The organism is Halorubrum ezzemoulense DSM 17463 (genome assembly GCF_002114285.1).
Taxonomy (GTDB): Archaea; Halobacteriota; Halobacteria; order Halobacteriales; family Haloferacaceae; genus Halorubrum; species Halorubrum ezzemoulense.
Window position 1 is genome coordinate 1 of sequence record NZ_NEDJ01000024.1, and the last position, 22,733, is coordinate 22,733.

General features: G+C 67.0%; 18 protein-coding genes. 10 read left to right on the plus strand and 8 right to left on the minus strand.

Annotated features, from left to right (window positions below; translation table 11 throughout):
- Positions 1–197: 197 nt before the first annotated feature.
- Positions 198–2,306 (plus strand): ABC transporter ATP-binding protein, encoded by a 2,109-nt coding sequence (locus tag B9H04_RS08405; protein ID WP_049931105.1) that lies wholly within the window; start codon positions 198–200, stop codon positions 2,304–2,306.
- Between the two features lie 105 nt (positions 2,307–2,411).
- Here B9H04_RS08405 and B9H04_RS18645 read toward each other — a convergent pair whose 3' ends face one another.
- The 6 genes from B9H04_RS18645 to B9H04_RS08435 all read right to left on the minus strand — a co-directional run bounded on the left by B9H04_RS18645 (position 2,412) and on the right by B9H04_RS08435 (position 12,617).
- Positions 2,412–2,570 (minus strand): hypothetical protein, encoded by a 159-nt coding sequence (locus B9H04_RS18645; RefSeq protein ID WP_155120034.1) that lies wholly within the window; start codon positions 2,568–2,570, stop codon positions 2,412–2,414.
- A 267-nt stretch (positions 2,571–2,837) separates the two neighbouring features.
- Positions 2,838–7,526, minus strand: a complete 4,689-nt coding sequence (gltB, locus tag B9H04_RS08415) for a glutamate synthase large subunit (RefSeq protein WP_085682608.1) — start codon at positions 7,524–7,526, stop codon at positions 2,838–2,840.
- Between the two features lie 231 nt (positions 7,527–7,757).
- Complete coding sequence (locus B9H04_RS18650) at positions 7,758–7,925, minus strand: HEWD family protein (RefSeq protein ID WP_167373064.1); 168 nt, start codon at positions 7,923–7,925, stop codon at positions 7,758–7,760.
- A gap of 118 nt (positions 7,926–8,043) precedes the next feature.
- Positions 8,044–8,445, minus strand: a complete 402-nt coding sequence (locus tag B9H04_RS08420; protein ID WP_049931110.1) for a PGF-CTERM sorting domain-containing protein — start codon at positions 8,443–8,445, stop codon at positions 8,044–8,046.
- Between the two features lie 290 nt (positions 8,446–8,735).
- Positions 8,736–11,705, minus strand: coding sequence for a hypothetical protein (locus B9H04_RS18970; RefSeq protein WP_211277040.1), 2,970 nt, complete (start codon positions 11,703–11,705; stop codon positions 8,736–8,738).
- A gap of 249 nt (positions 11,706–11,954) precedes the next feature.
- Positions 11,955–12,617 (minus strand): DUF6517 family protein, encoded by a 663-nt coding sequence (locus tag B9H04_RS08435; RefSeq protein ID WP_085682609.1) that lies wholly within the window; start codon positions 12,615–12,617, stop codon positions 11,955–11,957.
- 140 nt (positions 12,618–12,757) lie between these two features.
- On the opposite strand from B9H04_RS08435, the gene B9H04_RS08440 reads away from it, so the two are divergent.
- Entirely contained in the window at positions 12,758–13,498 is a 741-nt protein-coding gene (locus tag B9H04_RS08440) for a hypothetical protein (RefSeq protein WP_049931344.1), read from the plus strand.
- Positions 13,499–13,557: 59 nt separating this feature from the next.
- On the opposite strand, the gene B9H04_RS08445 is transcribed toward B9H04_RS08440, so the two are convergent.
- Together B9H04_RS08445 and B9H04_RS08450 are read right to left on the minus strand one after the other, a co-directional pair.
- The gene (locus tag B9H04_RS08445) at positions 13,558–14,067 is read right to left on the minus strand and encodes a DUF7097 family protein (RefSeq protein WP_085682610.1); all 510 of its coding nucleotides are present in this window, start codon (positions 14,065–14,067) and stop codon (positions 13,558–13,560) included.
- Between the two features lie 108 nt (positions 14,068–14,175).
- Entirely contained in the window at positions 14,176–15,522 is a 1,347-nt protein-coding gene (locus B9H04_RS08450; protein ID WP_049931117.1) for an alkaline phosphatase family protein, read from the minus strand.
- A 247-nt stretch (positions 15,523–15,769) separates the two neighbouring features.
- Between B9H04_RS08450 and B9H04_RS08455 the strand changes: the two genes are divergently transcribed.
- The 8 genes from B9H04_RS08455 to artA all read left to right on the plus strand — a co-directional run bounded on the left by B9H04_RS08455 (position 15,770) and on the right by artA (position 22,619).
- Positions 15,770–16,678 carry a PhzF family phenazine biosynthesis protein gene (locus B9H04_RS08455; RefSeq protein WP_085682611.1) on the plus strand — a complete coding sequence of 303 codons (909 nt, stop codon included), beginning with the start codon at positions 15,770–15,772 and terminating at the stop codon, positions 16,676–16,678.
- Between the two features lie 50 nt (positions 16,679–16,728).
- Positions 16,729–16,923 carry a DUF7333 family protein gene (locus tag B9H04_RS08460; protein ID WP_049931121.1) on the plus strand — a complete coding sequence of 65 codons (195 nt, stop codon included), beginning with the start codon at positions 16,729–16,731 and terminating at the stop codon, positions 16,921–16,923.
- A gap of 110 nt (positions 16,924–17,033) precedes the next feature.
- On the plus strand, positions 17,034–17,984 hold the full coding sequence (locus B9H04_RS08465) for a calcium/sodium antiporter (protein WP_085682612.1): 951 nt from the start codon (positions 17,034–17,036) through the stop codon (positions 17,982–17,984).
- An 88-nt stretch (positions 17,985–18,072) separates the two neighbouring features.
- Positions 18,073–19,539 (plus strand): D-aminoacyl-tRNA deacylase, encoded by a 1,467-nt coding sequence (locus tag B9H04_RS08470; RefSeq protein ID WP_085682613.1) that lies wholly within the window; start codon positions 18,073–18,075, stop codon positions 19,537–19,539.
- 145 nt (positions 19,540–19,684) lie between these two features.
- Complete coding sequence (ftsZ, locus tag B9H04_RS08475) at positions 19,685–20,845, plus strand: cell division protein FtsZ (protein WP_004598343.1); 1,161 nt, start codon at positions 19,685–19,687, stop codon at positions 20,843–20,845.
- Between the two features lie 61 nt (positions 20,846–20,906).
- Positions 20,907–21,083, plus strand: a complete 177-nt coding sequence (locus B9H04_RS08480; protein WP_006628863.1) for a protein translocase SEC61 complex subunit gamma — start codon at positions 20,907–20,909, stop codon at positions 21,081–21,083.
- Complete coding sequence (locus B9H04_RS08485; protein ID WP_049931127.1) at positions 21,083–21,535, plus strand: transcription elongation factor Spt5; 453 nt, start codon at positions 21,083–21,085, stop codon at positions 21,533–21,535. The genes B9H04_RS08480 and B9H04_RS08485 overlap by 1 nt, the downstream gene beginning before the upstream one ends.
- Before the next feature lie 121 nt (positions 21,536–21,656).
- Complete coding sequence (artA, locus tag B9H04_RS08490) at positions 21,657–22,619, plus strand: archaeosortase A (RefSeq protein ID WP_049931130.1); 963 nt, start codon at positions 21,657–21,659, stop codon at positions 22,617–22,619.
- Positions 22,620–22,733 lie beyond the last annotated feature (114 nt).

Below are 22,733 nucleotides of genomic sequence, written 5' to 3' on the forward strand. Positions count from 1 at the left end.
CGCCCCGCTCGCGCCCGCTCCACACACCTCCCCGGCCTCGTCGCGCTCCTCGCGCCCCCCTCGGGCGCTCGGAGGCGCGCGCCGCTGTATTCAGGCGGGTTTGTTCGCCTCCTCGGGGGCCAGGATTCGCGTCGTCGGAACCCGGAACGGGCCGCCGAAGCCGCCGGATACATTGGGCTTCCGGCGCTCATACGGCTATGGTTGCCGACGAGCGCAACGCCTTCGAAGTGTACCGCGACCGGGTGGACCGACCGCTCGGGCGGTTGTTCCACGAGTACGGGGCGTCCGAGGCGCACTGGCTCGTGATCGGGATGGTCGCCAACGTCGTCGCCCGGGTCGCGGGGCTGATCCCGCCGGTGGTGCTGGGCGTCGCCATCGACGCCGTCTTCACCGGCTCCGGCCCCTACACGCTCCCGATCGTTCCCGACGCGTGGCTGCCGACCGCGGAGGCCCCCCAGTTCCGCCTCTCAGTGATCCTCATCTTCGGGTCGTTCATCGTGACGGGCGTGTTCACGTACGTCTACGGCATCGCGGCGAACAACTTCGCGCACCGCGTGATGCACGCGGTCCGCACCGACTCCTTCGACCAGATGCAGCGGCTCGACATGACCTTCTTCGACGACAAGCAGACCGGCGAGGTCATGTCCGTCCTCAACAACGACGCCTCGAACCTGGAGGTGTTCTTAGACAACGCCCTCCAGAACTCCGCGCGCCTCGGCGTGATGGTGGTCGGGATCGCGACCGTCCTCGTCTACTACAACTACGAGCTGGCCGTGATCACCCTCGCCGCCATCCCGCTGATGTTCCTCTTCACGCTGTGGTTCATGCGCGCCGTCGAACCCCGGTACGTCGCGCAGCGCTCGGTCGTCGGCGACCTCAACACCGCCCTCGAGAACGCGCTCTCGGGCGTCGAGCTGGTGAAGACCTCCAACACGGAGGCTCACGAGAGCGAGCGCGTCGAGGACGCCTCCTTCTCGTACTTCCGGCGCACGATGTCGATCCTCCGGCTCAACTACGTCTACCGCCCCGGGATGGAGCTGCTCGCCGGGCTGGCGTTCGCCGCCACCTTCGCGGTCGGCGGCTTCTGGCTCGCGAACGGCCCGCCGGGCCCCTTCTCGACGGAGCTGACCGTCGGGACGTTCGTCACGTTCGTCCTCCTCACCCAGCAGTTCGTCGCCCCGCTCGCGGAGGTGTCGAACATCATCGACCAGTACGAGAACGCGAAGGCCTCCTGCGAGCGCGTGTTCGGCCTGCGCGACATCCCGGTCCGCATCGAGGACGACGACGACGCGATCGAACTCGGCGGCCAGACCCGGAGCGACGGCGGAAGTAAGCGCGGCCGCGGCGTCGACGGCACGGTCGACGACGCGACCGGCGACGCGGCCGACGCCGCGGCCGACCACGGCGGCGTGGCGGGCGCCGTCGAGTACGACGAGGTCTCCTTCGCGTACCCCGGGAACGCCCTCGTCGACCCCGAGGACGCCGACGAGGAGGTTCTCAGCGGCGTCTCCTTCTCGGCCGATCCGGGCGACACCGTCGCGCTGGTCGGACCGACCGGCGCGGGGAAGTCGACGCTGCTCAAGCTCCTCCTCCGGCTGTACGACGTGACCGACGGCGCGATCCGCGTCGACGGTCATGACGTCCGCGACGTGACCGTCGAGAGCCTCCGCTCGTCGGTCGGCTACGTCGCGCAGGACACCACGCTGTTCGACGGCACCATCGCCGAGAACATCCGCTACGGGCGGTTCACGCGGATCGATGAAGCGGACGCCGAGGAGAGCGAGGTGCGCGAGCGAGTCGTCGAGGCCGCGAAGGCCGCGGAGGCCCACGAGTTCATCGCCTCACTCCCGAACGGCTACGAGACGCGGATCGGCGAGCGCGGCGTGAAGCTCTCGGGCGGCCAGCGCCAGCGACTCGCGATCGCCCGAGTCGTGCTTCAGGACCCCGCGATCTTGATTCTCGACGAGGCGACCTCGGCGGTCGACACCGAGACGGAGATGCTGATCCAGCGCTCGCTCGACCGCCTCGCGGCCGACCGCACCACGTTCGTCATCGCGCACCGGCTCTCGACTGTGACCGACGCCGACACCGCCCTGGTGTTGGAGGACGGCGAGGTCGTCGAGCGGGGGAGCCACGACGAACTGCTCGCCGCGGACGGCCTCTACGCGAAGCTCTGGGGCGTTCAGGCCGGCGAGATAGACGAGCTTCCGGAGGAGTTCGTCGAGCGCGCCCGCGAGCGCCACGTCGACCGCGCGGTCGAGCGGGCGACGGAGAGCGAGGTCGACGCGGAGTCGCTCGACGACTGATCGGGAGACCGGTCGGCCTCGGTGGCCGGTGAAATATTCACCGGCGTCCCGTCGAGACGGGCGAGTGGCCTGAACCGGCGCCGTCGATCACTTCGTCTCGTCGCTTCAGATCGGCTCGTGCGTGTCCGGTTCGGATGATCGGATCGTATTAACGGCTATGAGCGCGAGCAGACTCGCCGCAGCGAGGAAGAGAGTAGGTACGGCGGTCTTGACGAGGAGGAGCACGCCGAGGAGTTCACCTGCGAGCGCGATGAGAAGGGCCACCGGTACGAGTCCGGCCGGCCGGTCCCGCGATTTCGAGGTCATACGCTGAACCGGTGGGAGACGGGATCGAGAGACGGTGAGGGCTCGGTGCTGTTGCGACCGTGTTCGTCCACGGACACAGGTCCGACCAGTAACGAAGGCGATAATAATCCTGTGGCGACTGACCTGGGAATCGCTCGGTGCGAGAGACGCGTTCCGTACGCCTCCAAGCTGTCGAAATCCATCGCCGACCCCGGGCTTCGACGATGCCGTGAGAGGCGGTGCGAATCAGTCGTCGCCGGAGATTTGCCCGGCCGCGTCGGCGTCGGCGTCCGGCACCGCGGCGGCGGGCGCGGGCGGCTCCTCGCGCACGTCGGCGCCCTTGCCCTCCGCGATGACCTCGGCGTACGCGTCGGGGAAGACGCGGACGAAGTCGTCGAGCGCGGCCTCCCAGTCGTCGAGCAGTTCGGCCGCGCGCTCGCTGTCGGTGTACTCGCGGTGGTTCTCGACGAGGCGGCGGAGCATCCGCTCGTCGGACCCCTCCAGCGTCTCGGAGACCGACACCATCCCGCGGTTCACCCGGTCGGCGAACCGGTCGTCGGGGTCGTACACGTACGCGATGCCGCCGGACATCCCGGCCGCGAAGTTGCGGCCGGTGTCGCCGAGGACGGCGACGACGCCGCCGGTCATGTACTCGCAGCCGTGGTCGCCGACGCCCTCGACGACGGCTCTGACGCCGGAGTTGCGGACCCCGAACCGCTCGCCGGCGACGCCGTTGACGTACATCTCGCCCGACGTGGCGCCGTACAGACAGACGTTCCCCGCGACGACGTTCTCGGTCGGATCGTACGACGCCTCCGCGGGCGTGTCGATCACGATCCGGCCGCCGGAGAGCCCCTTGCCGACGTAGTCGTTGGCGGCGCCGGACAGCTCCAGCGTGATCCCCGGCGCGAGGAACGCGCCGAAGCTCTGGCCCGCCTCGCCGTCGAAGCGGCACGAGACCGTGTCGTCCGGGAGCCCCTCGCCGCCGTGTTCGGAGACGATGCGGTTCGAGAGCGTCGCGCCGACCGCGCGGTCGACGTTGCGGATGTCGCGGGTAAGCGCGACCGGCGCACCGTCATCGATGGCGGGCGCGGCCTCGTCGATGAGGTCCCAGTCGAGCAGGTCGTCGATGCCGCCGTGCGCCTGCTCTCGGACCTTCGTGCGGGACTCGCCGGCGGGCTCGGCGATGACCGCCGACAGGTCGAGGTGCTTCGCCTTCTCGTGGTCGGTGTCGCGTTGGGCGAGCAGCCCGGGCCGACCGATGAACTCCGCCAGCTCGGTGTACCCCTGCTCGGCCATGATCTCGCGCAGCTCCTGCGCGATGAACGTCATGTAGTTGATGACGTGGTCCGGCTGGCCGGGGAGCCGCTGGCGGAGGTCCTCGCGCTGGGTCGCGACGCCGACCGGACAGGTGTTCTCGTGGCACTGCCGGGCCATCACGCAGCCCGACGTGACGAGCGAGGCGGTGCCGAAGATGTACTCCTCCGCGCCGAGGGCGGCCGCGACCGCCACGTCGCGGCCGGTCCGCAGTCCGCCGTCGGCCGAGACGCGAATGCGGTCGCGCAGGCCGGTGGCGCGCAGCATCTGGTTCGCCTCCGCGAGCCCGAGCTCCCACGGGAGCCCGGCGTTCTTGATCGAGGTCTTCGGCGACGCCCCCGTCCCGCCGTCGTGGCCGGAGACGTGGACGACGTCCGCGTTCGCCTTCGCGACGCCGGCCGCGATGGTGCCGATGCCGGCCTCCGAGACCAGCTTGACGTTGACGTCGGCCTCGGGACTGGCGGCCTTCAGGTCGAAGATGAGCTGCTTGAGGTCCTCGATCGAGTAGATGTCGTGTTGGGGCGGCGGCGAGATGAGCCCGACGCCGGGGGTGGAACACCGGACGTGCGCGATCATCTCGTTCACCTTCTCGCCGGGAAGGTGGCCGCCCTCGCCCGGCTTCGACCCCTGCGCCATCTTGATCTGGAGCTCCTCGGCGTTCGCGAGGTACTCCGAGGTGACGCCGAACCGACCGGAGGCGACCTGCTTGACCGTACACTCCTTCTCGGTGTCGAACCGCTCCGGCGGTTCGCCGCCCTCGCCCGTGTTTGACTTCGCGCCTAGGCGGTTCATCGCGATGGCGTTGTTCTCGTGGGCCTCGGGCGAGAGGCTCCCGAGGCTCATCGCGGCCGTCGAGAAGCGCTCGACGATCGACTCGACCGGCTCGACCTGCTCGACCGGCACGGGGTCGCGGTCGGAGTCGAACTCAAGGAGACCGCGCAGCGACTGGAGCTCCTCAGTCTGGTCGTTCACCAGTTCGGCGAACTCCTGATACTGCTCGTAGTCGCCCCCACGGACCGCCTGCTGGAGCGTGCCGACCGTCTGGGGGTTCCAGCCGTGTTTCACGCCCGAGGAGCGGTGTTCGTACTCGCCGACGGTCTCCAGCTCGGGGTCAGCGCCGAAAGCCATCGCGTGGCGCGTGCGGAGGTCGTCTTCGATCTGCTCGATCCCGATCCCCTCGGTGCGGATCTCGGTCCCCTCGAAGTACTCGGCGACGAAGTCGGAGTCGAGCCCGACCGCCTCGAAGATCTGGGCCCCCTGGTACGACTCCATCGTCGAGATGCCCATCTTCGCCATCGTCTTGAGGAGCCCGTCCTCCAGCGCGTGCCGGTACGCCCCGAGCGCCTCGTCCTCGTCCGCGCCGTCTGGGCCGGCGACCACGTCGGCGATCGAGGCGTACGCGAGGTACGGGTCGACCGCGTCGGCGCCGTAGCCGACGAGCGTCGCGAGGTGGTGGACCTCGTGCGGCTCGCCGGACTCGACGACGACGCCCGCGCGGTTGCGAAGCCCCTTGCGCACGAGGTGGTGGTGGACCGCGCCGGTCGCGAGCAGGCTCGGCACCGCGAGCCGGTCCGGCCCGACGGCGCGGTCGGAGAGGACGACCACGTCGGCCCCGTCCTCGATGGCGGCCGCGGCGTCCTCGCGGACGCGGCTCACGGCGTCGACCAGCGAGCCGTCGCGGTCGTAGGTGACGTCGACGGTGACGGAGGCGAACGCGGGGCCGTCGGACGCGCCCTCGTCCCCGGGGGTCCGTTCGCCCGGTCCGGGCAGGTCGCGAAGCGCTCCGGTCTCGGCGTCCGTCAGAACCGGCGTGTCGGCGACGATCTGCTCGGCGTGGGCCGGCGTCTCGGCGAGGAGGTTGCGCTGGTTCCCGATCCGGGTCTCCAGCGAGGTGACGAGCTCCTCGCGGATGTAGTCGATCGGGGGGTTCGACACCTGCGCGAACAGCTGCTTGAAGTAGGTGAACAGGGGGCGGTCGACGTCCGCCAGCACGGACAGCGGGGTGTCGTCGCCCATCGAGCCGACCGGGTCCTTCCCCTCGGTCGCCATCGGTTCGACGAGGTGGTTCAGCGAGTCGGTCGTGTAGCCGAACGCGGCCTGGTGGGCGCGGACGGTCGGCCTCGACTCTTCCCCGTCGCCCTCGGTGGTGGAGTCGGCGCCGATCCCCGCCGCGGCGCCGTCCTCGTCGGTAAGCGCGTCGAGGTCGACCTGCCCGTCCGCGACCCACTCGCCGTACTTCTCGTCGGTGAGCTCTTCGAACACCTCGTCGTCGGGGACGATCCGGCCCGCCTCGGGGTCGGCGACGAAGATCTCACCCGGCCGGAGCCGCCCGCGGCGGCGCACGTCGGCGGGCTCGGTCGGGAGCGCGCCCACCTCGCTGCCGACGACGAGGCGGTCGTCAGTCGTCACCTCGTAGCGGCACGGGCGGAGACCGTTGCGGTCTAGGACGCCGGCGACCTGCTCGCCGTCGAAGCCGATGACGAGAGCCGGCCCGTCCCACGGCTCGACGAGCGACGCGTGGTAGTCGTAGAAGTCGGTGCGGTCGTCGTTCATCAGGTCGTCGTCACGGAACGCCTCGGGGATCAGCATCCGCAGCGCGTGCGGGAGGTCGCGGTCGGTCTGGAGGAGGAGTTCGAGCGCGTTGTCGACGCTCGCAGTGTCGGACTGGTTCGGGTCGTCGATCACCGGCTTGATCGTGTCTAGCTCGGCCCCGAACGCCGGGTGGTCGAGGTCGGTCTCGCGGGCCCGCATCCAGTTGACGTTCCCGCGGATCGTGTTGAACTCGCCGTTGTGGACGATGTTGCGGTACGGGTGCGCGAGGTGCCACGCGCCCAGCGTGTTCGTCGAGAACCGCGCGTGGACTAAGGCGACGTGGCTCGCGAACCGCTCGTCGGTCAGGTCCGGGTAGTAGTCGGCGAGCTGCGACCCCTTCAACAGCCCCTTGTAGACGACGCGTTGCCGGTCGAGCGAGCAGACGTAGAAGCGGCCGGCGCCGTCGACCTCGGACACCGCGTTCTCGATCTCGCGCCGGGCGGCGTACAGCGCGCGGTCGAAGCCGAGCAGGTCGGGATCGGCGTCGTCGGCCCGGTCCTCCTCGCTGGTGAACCGCTGGGCGAGCCCCGCGCCCTCGACGGGGGCGACGAACACCTGCGACACCTCGGGCTCCGAGTCGAGGGCCGTCGCGCCGAGGTCGGAGTTGTCAGTCGGAACCGACCGCCACGCGAGCACCTCCAGCCCGTAGACGGCGCACACCTCGGCGATGACGTCGTGGATCTCCGCCTGAACGCTCGGCTCCGGGGGCATGAACACGGAGCCGACCGCGTACTCTTCGGGGAGGTCCGCCTCGACGACGTCGCGGAATAACGCGTCCGGCCGTGCGACCATGATCCCCGCGCCGTCGCCGGTGTTTTCCTCGGCACCCGTCGTCCCGCGGTGTTCGAGGTTTTCGAGCAGAGAGACCGCGTCCGTGACGGTCTCGTGCGTGGGCGCGCCGTCAAGGTCGACGACGCCGCCGATCCCGCAGTTCGACCGGTCGTCCGTCGGATCCGCGAGTCCCCCCTCCTGACCCGAGGGCTCCGAGTCGCGTACGCCCCGGGTGGTACTACGTGACTTGGTCATACGTCTCGCTTCGAATGAACAGGTAAAGGCATGACCCTGATAGGGGTAGGATCCATCGTACACACATTAGGGAATATAAGGTAATTATTCATCACGGGTGGTGAACAATTAACACGGACCAGAATCGATCAAGTATCTCGGTTGCTAGCTCCCGGAATAATATTATATCTATTTATATGATACGTGCGACTTTGCTAGGGCGACAGAAGTGGCAGATCGTCCAGTCGGAAGCTACTCTTCGAGGGGAACGAACGAGCCGTTGATGTCCCACTCGTGGATACAGTAGACGTTTCCGGGCTCCGCCGCGATCCGCCACCCGTCGGCCTCGTCGTCCCACCGCTCTTCGCGCCCGCACAGTTCGCAGGTGCGCTCCTCCGGCGGTGTGATGGTCACGCTCATGCGCGAGAGGACGGCACCGCCGAGCAAAAGCATATCGACGATGGGTGGCGGCCGAGGACCAGCGGTGAACCGCGCGAGTGAAGAGGCCACTCCGAGGTGGCGACCGCCCCGTCGCAGTTCACGAGTTGCGGCCGCGGCGCCGAGCGAGCAGCGACGCGCCCGCGATCGCCGCGGCCGACGCGACGGCACCGAACCCGGGGAGGTCGTACGCGGTCGAGCGTATCGGCGCGTCGTCGTATCCGAGGTCGCTCGGGGCGACCGAGTCGGAAGATGAACCGCTCGCCTCGGACGACGTCGACGACTCGGCCGAATCGGTCGACTGCGCGTCCACGCGCTCGTCGGCGCGGTTCGCGGTCGACTGCTCACCGCCCGAGGGGTCCGCAGGGCCGGGTCCGTCACCCCCGGTGAGGCCGCCGGTACCGAAGGCCTCGGACGGCCCGGCAGACGACGGGATATCGGTGCGACCCGGAGCGACCGAGATCCCTACGTCGGGGGGACGCGTCGAGCGATTCGCGTCCACGCCGGTCGACCCTCCCGTGGGGTCCGAACGGTTGCTGGCAGCGGCGTCGGCGGAGTCTGGTGGAGTAGTAGTGTCCGACGGAACGGCGGGATCAGCACCACTTCCGGCGTTAGCGGGGGCACTACCCGGACCGTCGCTCCCGTCCGACTCCCTACCTGTCGAACCACCCCCGGCGACCGGCCCGCCACCGGGGGCCGCCGACCCGCCGCCGCTGGCCGGCCCGCCGCCAGACGCGCTAGTGCCCGCCGTCGCCCCGGACGGGTTCGCCGCCGTCGGGCCGCCCGGCGCGCTCACGGCCGTCGATCCGTTCCGCCGAACGCTCGGTCCGTCTCGACAGTTGCGTTGGCACTACGCGATTGATCTGTTCCGGCGGTCTCGTTGTCGCTGAGCGATTGGTTCGTTCCGACCGTTTCGTTACCACTGGGCGATCGGTTCGTTCCGACCGTTTCGTTACCACTGGGCGATCGGTTCGTTCCGGCCGTCTCGTTGCCACTAATCGATTGATTTGTTCCGGCCGTCTCGTTGCCACTGAGCGATCGGTTTGTTCCAGCCGTTTCGTTGCCACTAATCGATTGGTTCGTTCCGACCGTTTCGTTACCACTGGGCGATCGGTTCGTTCCGGCCGTCTCGTTGCCACTAATCGATTGATTTGTTCCGACCGTCTCGTTGCCACTGAGCGATCGGTTTGTTCCAGCCGTTTCGTTGCCACTAGTCGATTGGTTCGTTCTGGCCGTCTCGTTGCTACTGAGCGATTGATTCGTTCCGGCCGTTCCCTCGGGCGTCGCGTTCTCCGCGAGGGAGTCGGCCGGATCGAGAGCACCGTAGGTCAGGTTGGTCGTCACGCGGTGACGGTCGTTCGCCGCGGTCTCGCGCAACCGATCGTCGTCAACTCGGAACGTGCCCTCGAACGTCTCGCCCGGATCGGGCGGTGTCTCGGTGCCGAACGCGTGCTCTCCGTCGGCGACGAGGAACAGGCCGTCCCGGTCGAGGTGGACCGCGGATTCGTTCGGCATCCGGCCCACTGCCTCGCCCTCGGTCGAACCGTTCGCGTCGTCCGCGTCTGCCGGTGCCACTCCGAACGACAGGCCGTCGAGACGAGCAAGGTCCTCCCCGCGTTCCAGCGACGCGTTCGCGGCCGCAGGAAGGCCGGTGAGTCCGGACGCATTCACCCCGTACACGACCGTGTCGTTCGCGGTCGCAGTCGCGGCGGGTGCGAGCGTTCCGTCGGCGATCGCCTCGCGTATCTCGGTCGCGTTCGCGAAGTCGCCCGCCGAGGCCGCCCGCGTCGTGTACGCGGTCAGGTTGCCAGTCGAGCGGGGTCCGACCGTGACCGTGGCGGTATCTGTGGCGGTCTCGGTGCCGTGTTCCGACCGCAGCGTGAGATTATACGTTCCGGGCGAGAGCGGGTCAGTATGGCCCGTGACCGACTCGATGTCAACTCCGGACCCCGTCGTGACGAACGCTGAAGAGTTCGGCGACGCATACGTGTTGACCGATACGGGAGTGGGTCCCGTATCAGTAGTTGTCATTTCGAGTGCTGTTGTACTGTTACCTGTCGTATTGGCAAGAACAAGTTCCAAATCTGGGACACTATGAGACAAAGAAGTCTTGATAGAGTCCGCATAAGCAACTCGGCTGGGGGAATCATTCAAACTGATGTCTTTTTTCTCTCGCCCAATAATGTCAAATTTTCTTGTGTTTCCAGTATTCGTGTGAATATAATATGTACCTGAAGATAGCAGTGAAGTGTTATACTGAATGTAGGATGAATTATTCACCCGCGTGCCTACTGAAACGACACGGGTTGTGTTGTCCTTACTAATTTTGTGTAATTCGACACTTTTTGGGTCTGAAGGACTTCTATAACAAATGGGTTGGCCAGAATATACTGGTTTATTTAGCGACTCGTTACGTTTAATGTGGATACCTTCTGAGCAGGAGACGTTTGTGCTAACAGTGGTTATTGAAATAACACCGCCATCTGCAACACCGTCGGAAACAAACTGCTCATTAAGATCAGAGTTACGAAGCAGCTCGGAATCCCTCGGAGAAATCCAGTCACCACCGCTATAGTCACGTGCTAGTTGAATAGCAACAGCATAACGATTACTGCGGAAAATACCACGCTTGTAAGTTGTAGTGTTGAAATAGAGAGAGACATTGTCATTCCATCCTGTCAGGACTTTCGAATTAGCTATTATATTATCTTTTAGAATATATCCAGTTGAATTGACTGGATGAAGTGATACAAAGAATGGAGTCTTTTCATCAATTGTATCAGAAACTCTGGCGAAAGAAACTACAATTTTATTTCTCTGTGGACTGCTATATGATCGATTATGGAAATATACATCTGCGGTAACAATGCGCCCACTATCAGTGGACAATGCCGAAGAGGTCATATTGGGGGGTAATTGTTCTAAAGTGCTATAATCAGAATCACCAAGAGTGGAGTTAGCAACAAGAAAAGCCTTGACATCACCTCCAGGGTGTGCTGTATCCACAGAAATTGATTCTTTCTGATTGAAAGTATTTATAGAGACACCTCGTTGTCCAATCACTTCATTCTCATCGTCACGTGTGATGAATAATGTAGAATTTGTATTCCCACTAAGATTGTCAACTGTTATTCCAATTGTTGTGGGTGTATTTCGATGTAACTGTGGTGAGCCAGTCGCCTGATCTGGGACGTTAAGAGTACCGTCAATGATTTTGAACGGACTTGTATTTGACACATCTTGTATTTCTCTAGAAGGATGTGTAGAACTATTAGTGACGCCGACACTATATGTTAGCTTCTCTGATTTACTTGCGTTATTTGTGGCAATTCCAGATATTTGAGCAGAGTCAATTTGTATTGAGTGAGCCGTTTTATTGGGACGAATAGTTGCTGTTAAAAATGACTTATGGTCAGAATTCAGGTAGGAAGTATTAGTTACAGATCCATTTTGAATGCTATTAATTGATATTGAAGCAGAAGAGGTGCGAACACCTTTTGATTTAACGCTAGTCAGGTTCACAAACAATTTGATACTTTGAACACTGTCTGCTTGATTTAATATAATGCTTATATTACTAATGTTTTGACTGGATTTGCCTACCCGAAGACTATCTGGACTGCCAGATTTATTTAAATAGACGCTCTGATCAGAATTTTGGGCTGTAACGGTATTTGCGCCGAGCAGTAGCGCAACAGTAACAATTACCAGACAGGCAACTATTCCGACCGACACCCATCGAAGCGATCGCGTTCGGATCATGGCGAACGGGCCGCGGATGCCAAGCGATAGCTCTCGGAACGGCCGAGGTCGACAGTCGACCCGGCGACCGCGAGGCGCGTCTTGTACCCGCGGGATCTCTCACTCCGGCCGATCGTTTATAAATGACTTACGGAGGTGAAAGCTTCCGCTCGAGAAAATAATCGCATGACTGCGGCGCCACGAGTGCGGAGATGAGTTTCGAAAACGGGTGGAACGTGGGTGGGAAGGCGAAGCGGTCGTTAGAAGCGGTCAGTGCTCGACCGCTTCCATCATCGAGAGGAGTTGGTCAGACTGGTCGATCTCGACGGGATGGACGCCCACCAGCGCGATCACGTCGTCGTCGTGCTGGACGGTGCCGATGTAGACGAGGACGGGAATGTCTTCGACAGAGCCGCTCTGACCGCCGTCGCCACTGACCTCCGCGCTGACGGTGGTTTCGAGGATCGAGACGGAGGTTTCCTCGTCGAGGATCGTCCGAGTCTCCTCACCGCGCTTCTCGATGTCGTCGGCTTGGATGTCGGTGCCGTTGCCGCCGATCCCTTGCTGGTCGACCTGACTGAGGAGCCGCCGGATGAGCTCCGCGTCGTCGGCCCGGACGAGCGGATTGACCGACTGCCCGCCGATCGAAGCGTTGGGGGTACTCGCCACGAACAGCGCTGATCCCACCGTCTGGTTGGTGTAGCGGGCGATCCACGTCGTTGCGGACACGTCCGCGTTCACGCCCGCGGCGTTGAACTCCTGATCGATGGTGAACGACTCCGGATCCTCACCGGAGAACCCCTCGGCGTACGCGCTCTCCGGGATGCGCGCCGGTTCGGCGTCGAACTCGTAGCTCCCGTCCTCGCCGGCGCACCCGGCGATTGCGACCGAAGTCGACGCTGCGAGCGCCGCGAGCCGCCCACGTCGTTTCATGCGTTCGGGTAGGTCTACGCAGTTCTTTAAGCCTATCGGCGCGGGTATCGGTCGCGAGAACCCCGCAGCCGAAGGCACAAAGTTCACGTCGGGCCGCGCGCGACGTGAGGCAAATGGAACGCCGAGGACAAACCGGGCTGGTGGAAGCGCTCTTCTTGGACGTGGTCCGCCTCCACGAGACGTGGATGGAAGTCGTCTTCCCGCGACAGCTCGACCCGAGCGCGGTCCTGGGGAAGTGGAAGCCCGAGACGGCCGTACAGTCGGTCGGCTACTACCTCTGGGCCGTGCTAGGTGCGCCGCTCGTCGCGGTCGCGTACCCACTGCTGCTCGTCGGGTTCGCCACGCGCTACTACGCGGCGAAGCTCGACTCGGCGGTCACCCGGATCGGCGTCGCCGGCGCGGTCGTCGTCGCCGCCGTCGTCTGGGGGACGCTCACGGTAATCACGCACCTTCAATTACCCTTTGACGCCGTGATCGCGGTCGGCGCCGCCAGCGCGGTCGCCGTCGTCTCGGCCGCCTTCGCCGCCGGCTTCTCGAAGCTCGGCGGGCGGTTCGTCAGCGTGTTGCTCGCGTACCCGTTCGCGATGACGGCGCTGTTCTTACCGCCGGTTGTCGCGGCGCTCGTCACGCCGACGTTAGAGGAGCTGATCCTCCCGCCGAGCTACGAGCTCGCGCGGTGGATCCTCGACACGTTCCTTTCGGTGGGCGGGATCAACGAGACGCTCCGCGGCGCGTTCGACTTGGAGACCTTCGGCGAGCAGTGGGGGCTACCGGGACTGGGATACGTCCTGATGTGGATCGGCATCTCAGTTCCGCTCGGGTGGTTCCTCGGACTGCTCGTCGCGCTGGCGAATCTGATCCGACCGGCCGAAGACGCCTGACTGGAGTCTCGGACGGGCGGTCGAGGTGGGAGCCCCGTTTCTACGGCCGTGCGGCTTCCTCACTCGTCGAAATCGTACGTCTCGCTGGCCGTTTCGAACGCCGACGCCGAGCGCTCTCGTTCTCGCCGCCGCTCGCGTTCGGCGATCGCTTCTGGATCCGGGCTCGCGTCGTCGTCGATGCGGGCGATCGACTCGTGGACTTTCGCGTGACACCAGCGGCACAGGCCGACCGTGATCTCGTGGGAGTCGTCGCCGCCGTACGGGAGGTGGTGTTCCTCGACGAGCGGGCGGGAGTCGTCGTGAGCCAGGCGCACGTTTTCGAGCCCGCACCGGACACACGTCTTCGCGTCGGTCGTCGACCGATAGTGGGGGCACGCGCGCCACTCGCCGTCGGCACCGACGTGGCAGTCGTAGCTGTCGGCGCGTCGGGCGGCCGCGAACTCGGGATCGTCGCCCGCCCGGGTCAGCGCGAAGCGGCACCGGCCGTCGTCGGTGAGGTGGTCGCAGACGCCGGCGACCGCGTAGCGGTCGTCGACGCCGACGGGCGTCCCGTCGGGGGTGCGTTCCATACCCGTCGGTGGGGGTGGAGTCACTTCAATTCGGTCGGCCACGGCGTGCGGCCGTCGCGGAAGGCGTCGGGGCCGTTCAGACGAGACTGCGGAAGGCGTCGGAGCCGTTCAGACGAGGCTGGCACCGTCGAAGTCCGTGCGGCCGTAGTCGATGTCGAGCAGTCGGAGGAGGGTGGGGGCGACGTCGAGGAGGTCGGCGTCGTCGACCGTCGCGTCACGGTGGTCGACGAACAGCGCGGCGTCGTCGAAGGCGTGCATTCCCGTCCGCGGTCCGTCGGGGTCGAAGACGCCGTCGTGGGGACGGAACCCGGACTTGAGGTCGAACCCGTCGTTCGGGAGGACGACGAGGTCGGGAGCGATGGCGGCATGGTCGCCGCGGAACACCGTCTCGCGGTCGACGACGCGGTCTGCGACGGGATTCCCGTCGGGGCCGGTCCACGACTCCAGCGCCTCGCGTAGCTCCGCGCGCGTCGCCTCGTACTCGCCTTCGGGGACGACGCCGTTCGGCTCGCGGCCCTCCACGTTGAGGTAGAAGCGGCCGGGGACGAGCGAGTACGCGCGGGCGTCGTCGTCGACGTCGGCCAGCGAGTCGGGGTCGTCGTCCGCGTAGGAGATCCACCCCTCGCGTTCGAGCCACTCGTTACAGTACACGTCGTACCGCAGGCGCCTGAACCCGTGCGTCGAGCCGACAACGAGCGTGACGTCGCTGGGGAGCGCCTCGCGGATCGAGCCGACGTGTTCGTCCATGGCGGCGTGGAACGAGAGCAGGTCCTCGCGGTACTGGCCGCCGTCCTCGTAGTCGCCCCACAGGAAGTGGTTGACCCGGTCGGGGGCGGTGAAGACGCCGACGAAGAGGTCCCAGTCGTCGCGCTCGACGTACCGCTCGAAGGCCTCGGCGCGGGCGTCGAGTGTCTCGCGGGCGTGGTCCAGGAACGCGGTCTTGTCCGCCTTGTGTCCGAGTTTCGCGTTGACGGACAGGCGGTAGTCGCTGTCGGCAAGGTACTCGCGGAACTCGTCGGGATGCGCGGCCGCGTCGAGGTCGGGGGAGAGGTAGCCTGAGACCATCCGCTGGACGGTCCGCTGCGGCGGGAACGTGACAGGGACGTTCATCACGGTCGCGTCGAGTCCCGCGTCGGTCGCGCGGTCCCAGACCCGGGGGCGCTGCACGTCGCGTCCCATCGGCACGTACGTGTCGTAGGAGCCGACTTCTCGGTCCTGAAAGCCGTACACGCCGGTCTCGCCGGGGTTCGTCCCCGTCGTGAGGCTCGGCCAGCAGGCGCTCGACTCCGCCGGGACGATGCTGTCGATCTGTCCCCCCTCACCGTCGTCCGCGATCGCCGACAGCGTCGGGAACGTCTCCGGGTTGTCGGCGACGAGCCGGTACGAGAGGCCGTCGATCCCGATGAACGCCACGCGCGGCGTGTCGCTCCCTCGCAGCCGGTCGAAGAGGCCCATACACACTCATCTGCGGTCGAGGGCAAAAGGATTGACATCGGACGCTCCGGGGAGTGCGGTCCGACGGGCCTCGGAGTCGAAGCGCTTGTTGGGTCGAGTTCGTCATGTCGGTAACGACCGGGGCGTCCGCGACGGCCCCGGACCCGCGACGACCGCGCACTGGCGTCGCCGCTCCGCTCGGGAAGGACCCCGTCCGCCTCGGAGCGCCTCGGGAGGCTTTTTGTTCGCGACCTCGGAGGGGTTCGACATGGAGACCCGACGCGCGCTGCTCGTCGACGCGTTCGCCGCGGAGCCGCTGGCCGGGAACGCCGCCGGCGTCGTCCCCGACGCAGAGGGGCTGAGCGACGAACAGCTGGCCGCCGTCGCCGCCGAGCTCGGCGCCTCGGAGACGGCCTTCCTGACCGGGGCCGACGGCGCGGCCGACGACCGGCTCCGGTACTTCTCGCCGGCCACGGAGGTCGACCTCTGCGGGCACGCCACGATCGCGATCTACGGCGCCCTGTTCGCCGAGGGAGCGATCGACGGCGGCGAGCGCACGCTCCGCACGAACGTCGGCGACCTCAGCGTCGCGGTCGACGCCGACGGCACCGTGTGGATGCGACAGCAGGCGCCGAGCGTCGAGGTCGTCGACGTCGATCTCGACCGGGTCGCGGCCGCGCTCGGCGTCGACCCCGCCGCGCTTCGCGACGTCGGCGCGGACCTCCCCGCCGCGGTCGCGTCCACGGGCCTCCCGTTCCTTGTCGTCCCAGTGAACTTCTTGGAGCGGCTCGGCGAGGCCGACCCGGACGACGCGGCCGTCGAGCGCCTCTCCGAGGAGTTCGACGTCGCCGGCGTGTACGCGTTCTCCTTCGACGCGCTCGACGCCGACTCGACGGCCCACGGTCGGGCGTTCGTGCCCTCACTGGGGATCTCCGAAGACCCGGTCACGGGCACCGCGAGCGGAGCGGTCGGCGGATACCTCCGTCACGTCGACGCCTTCGACGGGGACGAGCCGGACGAGCTCCGCTTCGAGCAGGGCCACTTCCTCGACCGACCGGGCCGCGTGCGCGTGCGAGTAGAGGCGGACGGCGTCCGCGTCGGCGGTCGGGCGACGGTCGCGCTCGACGGTGAGATCCGGATCCCCGGCGGCGAGGACGACGAGATCATCGAGGCGTGATCCCGTCGCGGAGACCGAACGTTTAGCATCGCTCGCGACGTACCGAAATCATGGAATTCGACCTTCCACGCGCGGCAGCGATCCTCGTACTGATCGTCGCGGTCGGCGCCGGCGGCCTCATCGGCGCGGAGATGATGCCCCTCCAGACGACCCTGATGATGGTCGTCCCGTCGATGCTCGTCTTCGGCGGGCTCGCGTTCGCGATCGGCGTGAAACACGGCGAGTTCCGGGCGGGACACGCCTGAACCGATCGAAGGGGCGGCCGAGACCCGCCTCGTAGCGAAACGGTAACGGCCGCCACCTCGGGCGGTCGCGGATCACGACCCTTTTGAAACGCCGTTGCGAACCGGGAGCCGTGCTGCCCGGGTCGCCACTCCTCGAACTGCTGTTGATCGCCGTCGGCGTCGCCCTCCTGTACGCCGGCGCCGAACTGCTCGTCGCGGGGGCGAGGGACCTCGCGCTCGCCGTGGGGCTGAAGGCGTCGACGGTCGGCGGCACCGTCGTGGCGTTCGCGACGACGGCCCCGGAGCTTTTCGTCTCCCTGCTCGGCGCCGTCACGGTGTCGACGGACATCGGACTCGGCGCGATCGTGGGCTCGAACATCGCGAACATCGGGCTCGTGTTGGGGGTGTCGGCGCTGATCCGCCCGCTCAACGTCTCCGACACGGTGTTTCGCCGTGACGTCCCGTTCATGGTGCTGGCCGCGCTGCTGTTGGTCGGCCTCGGTTGGGACGGGCGGATCGGGTTCCTCGACGGCGTCGTGCTGCTCGGGACGCTCGTGGCGTTCACCGCCGCGGTGCTGCGACGCGTCCGGGAGAACCAGTCGGCGATCACCGACAGCGAGCGGGACGAGATGCCGGACGCGAAGGCCCGCGACATCGCGATGGTCGTCGCCGGGATCGCGGCGCTCGTCCTCGGCTCGCGGTGGCTGATCGACGGCAGCGAGTCGCTGCTGGCGGCCGCCGGCTTCTCGGACATCTTCATCGGACTCACCGTGCTGGCGCTCGGCACGTCGCTGCCGGAGCTGGCGGCCAGCGTCGTGGCCGCGGTGCGCGGCGAGGCGGAGTTCAGCGTCGGCAACGTCGTCGGCTCGAACATCTACAACATCCTCGCCGTCATCGGCATCGTGGCCGTCGTGACGCCCATCGGCGTCGCCCCGGGCGTTCGCGGCTTCGAGTTCCCCGCGCTGCTCGCGTTCACGGCCGTCATCGTCGGCATCATGGCGTACAGCGAGCGGATCACCCGCGTCGACGGCGCGGTCCTCACCGTCGGATACGGGGCCTTCGTCTATCTGTTGCTCCCGTAGCGCGGACGGCCGGACCCCGGTCGACGCGCCCCCGCGGAGTCGGAGCAGAACCGACGGCTATTCCGTCGCGGGCGATCGAGTCGGCGTCGTGATAGCGATCGTCGTCAGCCGGGCCGACAGCGCCTCGGCGCACATCGGCGAGCGGCTGCTCGAGGTCGGCGACTGGGAGGCGCGCGAGGACGAGTCGCACCCCGACGCCGACGGGGGCGCAACGTACTACCGGGCGGCGGGGTTCGAGCTCCGCGAGTTCGACGACCTCCACATCCGCCTGTCGGACCCGGCCGCCGCGTTCGACTGCGACCCCGAGTTCCTCGCGTTCGTCTCCAGACACTCGGGGGAGACGGGCGAACTCCTGACCGCGCACCTCACCGGGAACTTCGGCGAGGCGAAGGACGGGGGCGACCCCGAGTCGCTGGCGCGGGCCGCGCCGGGCGCGGAGAAGCGCGCCGTCGAGGCGCTCGCGCGACATGCCCCGGAGGGGTACGAGGTCGGCATCGAGTGTACCCACCACGGGCCGACGGGCGTCTCCGTACCGTCGCTGTTCGTCGAACTCGGCTCCGACGAGCCGCAGTGGGAGGACCCCGAGGCGGCCGCGGCGGTCGCGCGGGCAGTCCTCGACCTGCGCGGGACCGGCGCGGACGTAGTCGGCGAGGGCGTCGCCGACGCCGCGACCGCGCCGCGCCCCCGTCACGTCGTCGGCTTCGGCGGCGGCCACTACGCGCCGCGGTTCACCCGTATCGTCCGCGAGACCGCGTGGGCGGTTGGGCACGTCGGCGCCGACTGGGCGCTCGCCGCCCTCGGCGCGCCCGAGGCGAACTGCGACGTTATCGAGGCCGCCTTCGAGCGGAGCCGCGCCGACCGGGCCGTGATCGACGGTGACCGCCCCGACCTCGCCGCGGTGGTCGAGGACCTCGGTCACCGGGTCGTGAGCGAGACGTGGGTCCGCGAGGTCGGCGATGCTCCGATCCCGCTCGTCGAGCGGCTGGAGGCGGCGATCGGACCGGTCGACGAGGGGTTGCGGTTCGGCGCGGTCGCCGACGAAGTCCCCGAAACGGCGGGGACCGAGGCGGAAGACGCCGGTGGCGACCGGGCGGACGGCACCGGCGGCGACGGGGCAGCGGTCCGGGTCCGCGACCTTCCGGCGGACCTATGCTCGCGGGCGCAGGGGCTCGACGCCGCCGCGACGCGGGAGGCGGTCGAGCGCGTCGCCGTCGCGTTCGACACGGAACAAGGCGGCACCCGCGCGGCGGGGCGGGTCGCGTTCGCGACGACTCCGGAGACGCCGGGGTACGCGGACCTCGTGGACGGGTTGGCGGCGGTGTTGGAGACCGGGTACGACGCGGTCGAGGTGGCGGCCGACCGGAACGCGGTGGTCGCCCGCGAGACCGCGTTCGACCCGTCGCTGGCGGCCGAACGAGGCGTACCGGAGGGGCCGGCGTTCGGCCGGCTCGCCGACGGGGAGGCGGTCGAGGTCGACGGCGCGACCGTCGAACCAGACGACGTGTCGCGAGCGCGGACGGAGCGGTTCCCGATCGACGGCGACGCCCTCAAATAATTTATAAAAGCCCGTGCGGCCGGCGGATCGACCGCGTCAGCCGTACTCGCTCGGGTCGGCCGCGAACGCCGGAGATTTCGGCGTCCGACCTGCGTCAGACGATCGGGCAAAAATAAATACGTCCGGGTCGCAACGACACCACATAATGGACTCCATCGTTGAGGACGCCATCGACGAAGCCGAAGAGGCCCCCGCAGAGGACGCCGGGGGAGCCGGCGAGAGCGCCGCCGGAGGGAGCGCCGGCGCGCCGCCACAGACCGGGACGATGACCGACGACGAGCTGCAGGACGTCCTCCAAGACCTCCAGACGAACATCACGGTCGTCGGCTGCGGGGGCGCCGGCGGCAACACGGTCAACCGCATGACTGAGGAGGGGATCCACGGCGCGAAGCTGGTCGCCGCCAACACAGACGTCCAGCACCTCGTCAACATCGAGGCCGACACGAAGATCCTCATGGGCCAACAGAAGACGCAGGGGCGCGGCGCGGGCTCCCTCCCGCAGGTGGGCGAGGAGGCCGCCATCGAGTCCCAAGAGGAGATCCAAGACGCCATCGACGGCTCCGACATGGTGTTCGTCACCGCCGGGCTCGGCGGCGGCACCGGGACCGGCTCGGCGCCGGTGGTCGCGAAGGCGGCCCGCGAGTCTGGCGCGCTCACCATCGCCATCGTCACGACCCCGTTCACGGCCGAGGGCGAGGTCCGACGCACGAACGCCGAGGCCGGCCTCGAACGCCTCCGCGACGTGAGCGACACGGTCATCGTCGTCCCCAACGACCGCCTGCTCGACGCGGTCGGGAAGCTCCCCGTCCGGCAGGCGTTCAAGGTGTCCGACGAGGTGCTGATGCGCTCGGTGAAGGGGATCACGGAGCTCATCACGATGCCCGGGCTCGTCAACCTCGACTTCGCCGACGTTCGCACGGTCATGGAGAAGGGCGGCGTCGCGATGATCGGCCTCGGCGAGTCGGACTCCGACTCGAAGGCGCAAGACTCGGTGAAGTCCGCGCTGCGCTCGCCGCTGCTCGACGTCGACATCTCGGGCGCGAACTCCGCGCTGGTGAACGTCACCGGCGGCACCGACATGTCCATCGAGGAGGCGGAGGGCGTCGTCGAGGAGATATACGACCGGATCGACCCCGACGCCCGGATCATCTGGGGGACCTCCGTCGACGACGAGCTCGAAGGCGAGATGCGAACCATGATCGTCGTCACCGGCGTCGAGTCGCCGCAGATCTACGGGAGCAACGGCGAACCGCCGGAGGGCGGCGCTGCTTCCGCCGACGTCGAGGACATCGACTACGTGGAGTAGTCGCCCCGTCCCGAGCCGCATCAAAAGGTAAAAACCGTCTCGTCTCGAATTCGCTGGTAACATGGACGTTCCGTACGACCTCAACAGCTACATTCGGGTGCTGAAGCTGGCGAGCACGCCGAGCACCGACGAGTTCCTCCAGGTGTCGAAGATCGCCGGCGCCGGGATCCTGCTCATCGGGTTCATCGGCTTCCTGATGTTCGCGATCATGAGCCTCCTCCCGGGGGTCGGCGCGTAATGCCGATCTACTCGGTCAAGACGACGGCGAGCCAGGAACGCACCGTCGCCGACATGCTCGCCGAGAAGGAGACGCCCGAGATCCAGGCCGTCATCGCCCCCGACCAGCTCACGAGCTACGTGATGGTCGAGGCGACCGACGGGGCCGCGTTCGGCCGGATTCTCGACGAGATCCCGCACGCCCGCGGCGTCATTCAGGGCGGCGACGGCCCGGCCGAGAGCCCCTTCTCCGAGGTCGAGCACTTCCTCTCGCCGACCCCGGACGTGGAGGGGATCGCCGAGGGCGACATCGTCGAGCTGATCGCCGGTCCGTTCAAGGGCGAGAAGGCGCGCGTCCAGCGGATCGACGAGGGGAAAGACCAGGTGACCGTCGAGCTGTACGAGGCGACCGTCCCGATTCCGGTGACGGTCCGCGGCGACCAGATCCGCGTCCTCGACAGCGAGGAACGGTAAGGCCTCCGGCCGGCCGATCGGCGCGGCGGCGGACGAGGAAGCGCGAGCCGACCCGACCGTCTGACGCCGGGATCGCACGCAACGACAAGGGCTTTATTCGACGACGACGGACCGTAGCGATATGTTCGGCCACGGCGCGCCGGCGGTGTTGAGCGTGATTCCCGACACGTTCACGTTCGCGTGGATCGTCGCGATCCTCTTCGCGACGGCGTGGCTGCTCGACGAGCGCGGGCTGGCCGCCGGTCGCGCGCTCGCGGCCGGGACGTGGGCGCTGTTCGGGCTCTTCTGGCTGTCGACGGTGCCGTACTTCGCGTTCGAACACCAGAGCTACGTCGAGTCGATCCTTGCGCTCGTCGGCTTCCCCGCCAGCGTGTACGCGGGGTATCTCCTCTACGACGGGCGCGCGTCGCTTTTCACGCTCACGCGGGCCATCGCGATCATGCTCTTCATCTACCTCCCGTTCGAGACGATCCCGGCGTTCACCGTCGGCGGGGTCGCGGTCCCGGAGCCCCGCCGGATCCTCATCGAGGTCGTGGCGACGCAGACCGGTGCGCTCATCGACCTGCTCGGGTACGCGCCGGAGGCGGTGACGAGCAGGGAGGGGTACGAGGCGGCGTACTCGTGGACGCTGGACGACGGCCACACCGTCATCATCCACATCGTACTGGCGTGTACGGGGCTGGGGAGTATGGCCATCTTCGGCGGCCTCGTCGCCGCCGTCGAGGCGCCGCTCGCGCGGAAGCTCCGCGCGCTCGCGGTGTCGATCCCGCTCATTTACGTCCTGAACATCTTCCGGACGACGTTCATTTCGGTGGTGTCTGGCAACCAGTACATGCACTGGTACCCGGACCTGGTGATGACGATGTTCGGCGCGACCGACCCGTACCGGGTGTCGTTCCTCATCTCCGACCGGATCATGAGCCAGCTGCTGGCGGTCGTGGCGCTCATCGCGATCACCTTCCTCGCGGTGCGCGAGCTACCCGAGCTCGCGGTCATCTTGGAGGACGTGCTCTACCTCATCACCGGCGAGGAGCACGACCTGACCGAGGCGCTCGACCTGCCGCGCGAACCGACGAACCGATAGGGCGGCGGGTCCGCGACGGCCCCGCTTTGGAGATACTATAGATTACTATATAGCAAGCTATAGACGTAGCGGGCCGGAACGGTCGGTCATGACTACGAGGGCGCGAGACGGACC

What these genes read in the sequence shown, in the direction of transcription:
- B9H04_RS08405 (WP_049931105.1), top strand. Translation starts at nt 198, where the DNA reads ATGGTTGCCGACGAGCGCAACGCCTTCGAAGTGTACCGCGACCGGGTG.
- gltB (WP_085682608.1), bottom strand. Translation starts at nt 7,526, where the DNA reads ATGACCAAGTCACGTAGTACCACCCGGGGCGTACGCGACTCGGAGCCC.
- B9H04_RS18650 (WP_167373064.1), bottom strand. Translation starts at nt 7,925, where the DNA reads ATGAGCGTGACCATCACACCGCCGGAGGAGCGCACCTGCGAACTGTGC.
- B9H04_RS18970 (WP_211277040.1), bottom strand. Translation starts at nt 11,705, where the DNA reads ATGATCCGAACGCGATCGCTTCGATGGGTGTCGGTCGGAATAGTTGCC.
- B9H04_RS08435 (WP_085682609.1), bottom strand. Translation starts at nt 12,617, where the DNA reads ATGAAACGACGTGGGCGGCTCGCGGCGCTCGCAGCGTCGACTTCGGTC.
- B9H04_RS08445 (WP_085682610.1), bottom strand. Translation starts at nt 14,067, where the DNA reads ATGGAACGCACCCCCGACGGGACGCCCGTCGGCGTCGACGACCGCTAC.
- B9H04_RS08450 (WP_049931117.1), bottom strand. Translation starts at nt 15,522, where the DNA reads ATGGGCCTCTTCGACCGGCTGCGAGGGAGCGACACGCCGCGCGTGGCG.
- B9H04_RS08455 (WP_085682611.1), top strand. Translation starts at nt 15,770, where the DNA reads ATGGAGACCCGACGCGCGCTGCTCGTCGACGCGTTCGCCGCGGAGCCG.
- B9H04_RS08460 (WP_049931121.1), top strand. Translation starts at nt 16,729, where the DNA reads ATGGAATTCGACCTTCCACGCGCGGCAGCGATCCTCGTACTGATCGTC.
- ftsZ (WP_004598343.1), top strand. Translation starts at nt 19,685, where the DNA reads ATGGACTCCATCGTTGAGGACGCCATCGACGAAGCCGAAGAGGCCCCC.
- B9H04_RS08480 (WP_006628863.1), top strand. Translation starts at nt 20,907, where the DNA reads ATGGACGTTCCGTACGACCTCAACAGCTACATTCGGGTGCTGAAGCTG.
- B9H04_RS08485 (WP_049931127.1), top strand. Translation starts at nt 21,083, where the DNA reads ATGCCGATCTACTCGGTCAAGACGACGGCGAGCCAGGAACGCACCGTC.
- artA (WP_049931130.1), top strand. Translation starts at nt 21,657, where the DNA reads ATGTTCGGCCACGGCGCGCCGGCGGTGTTGAGCGTGATTCCCGACACG.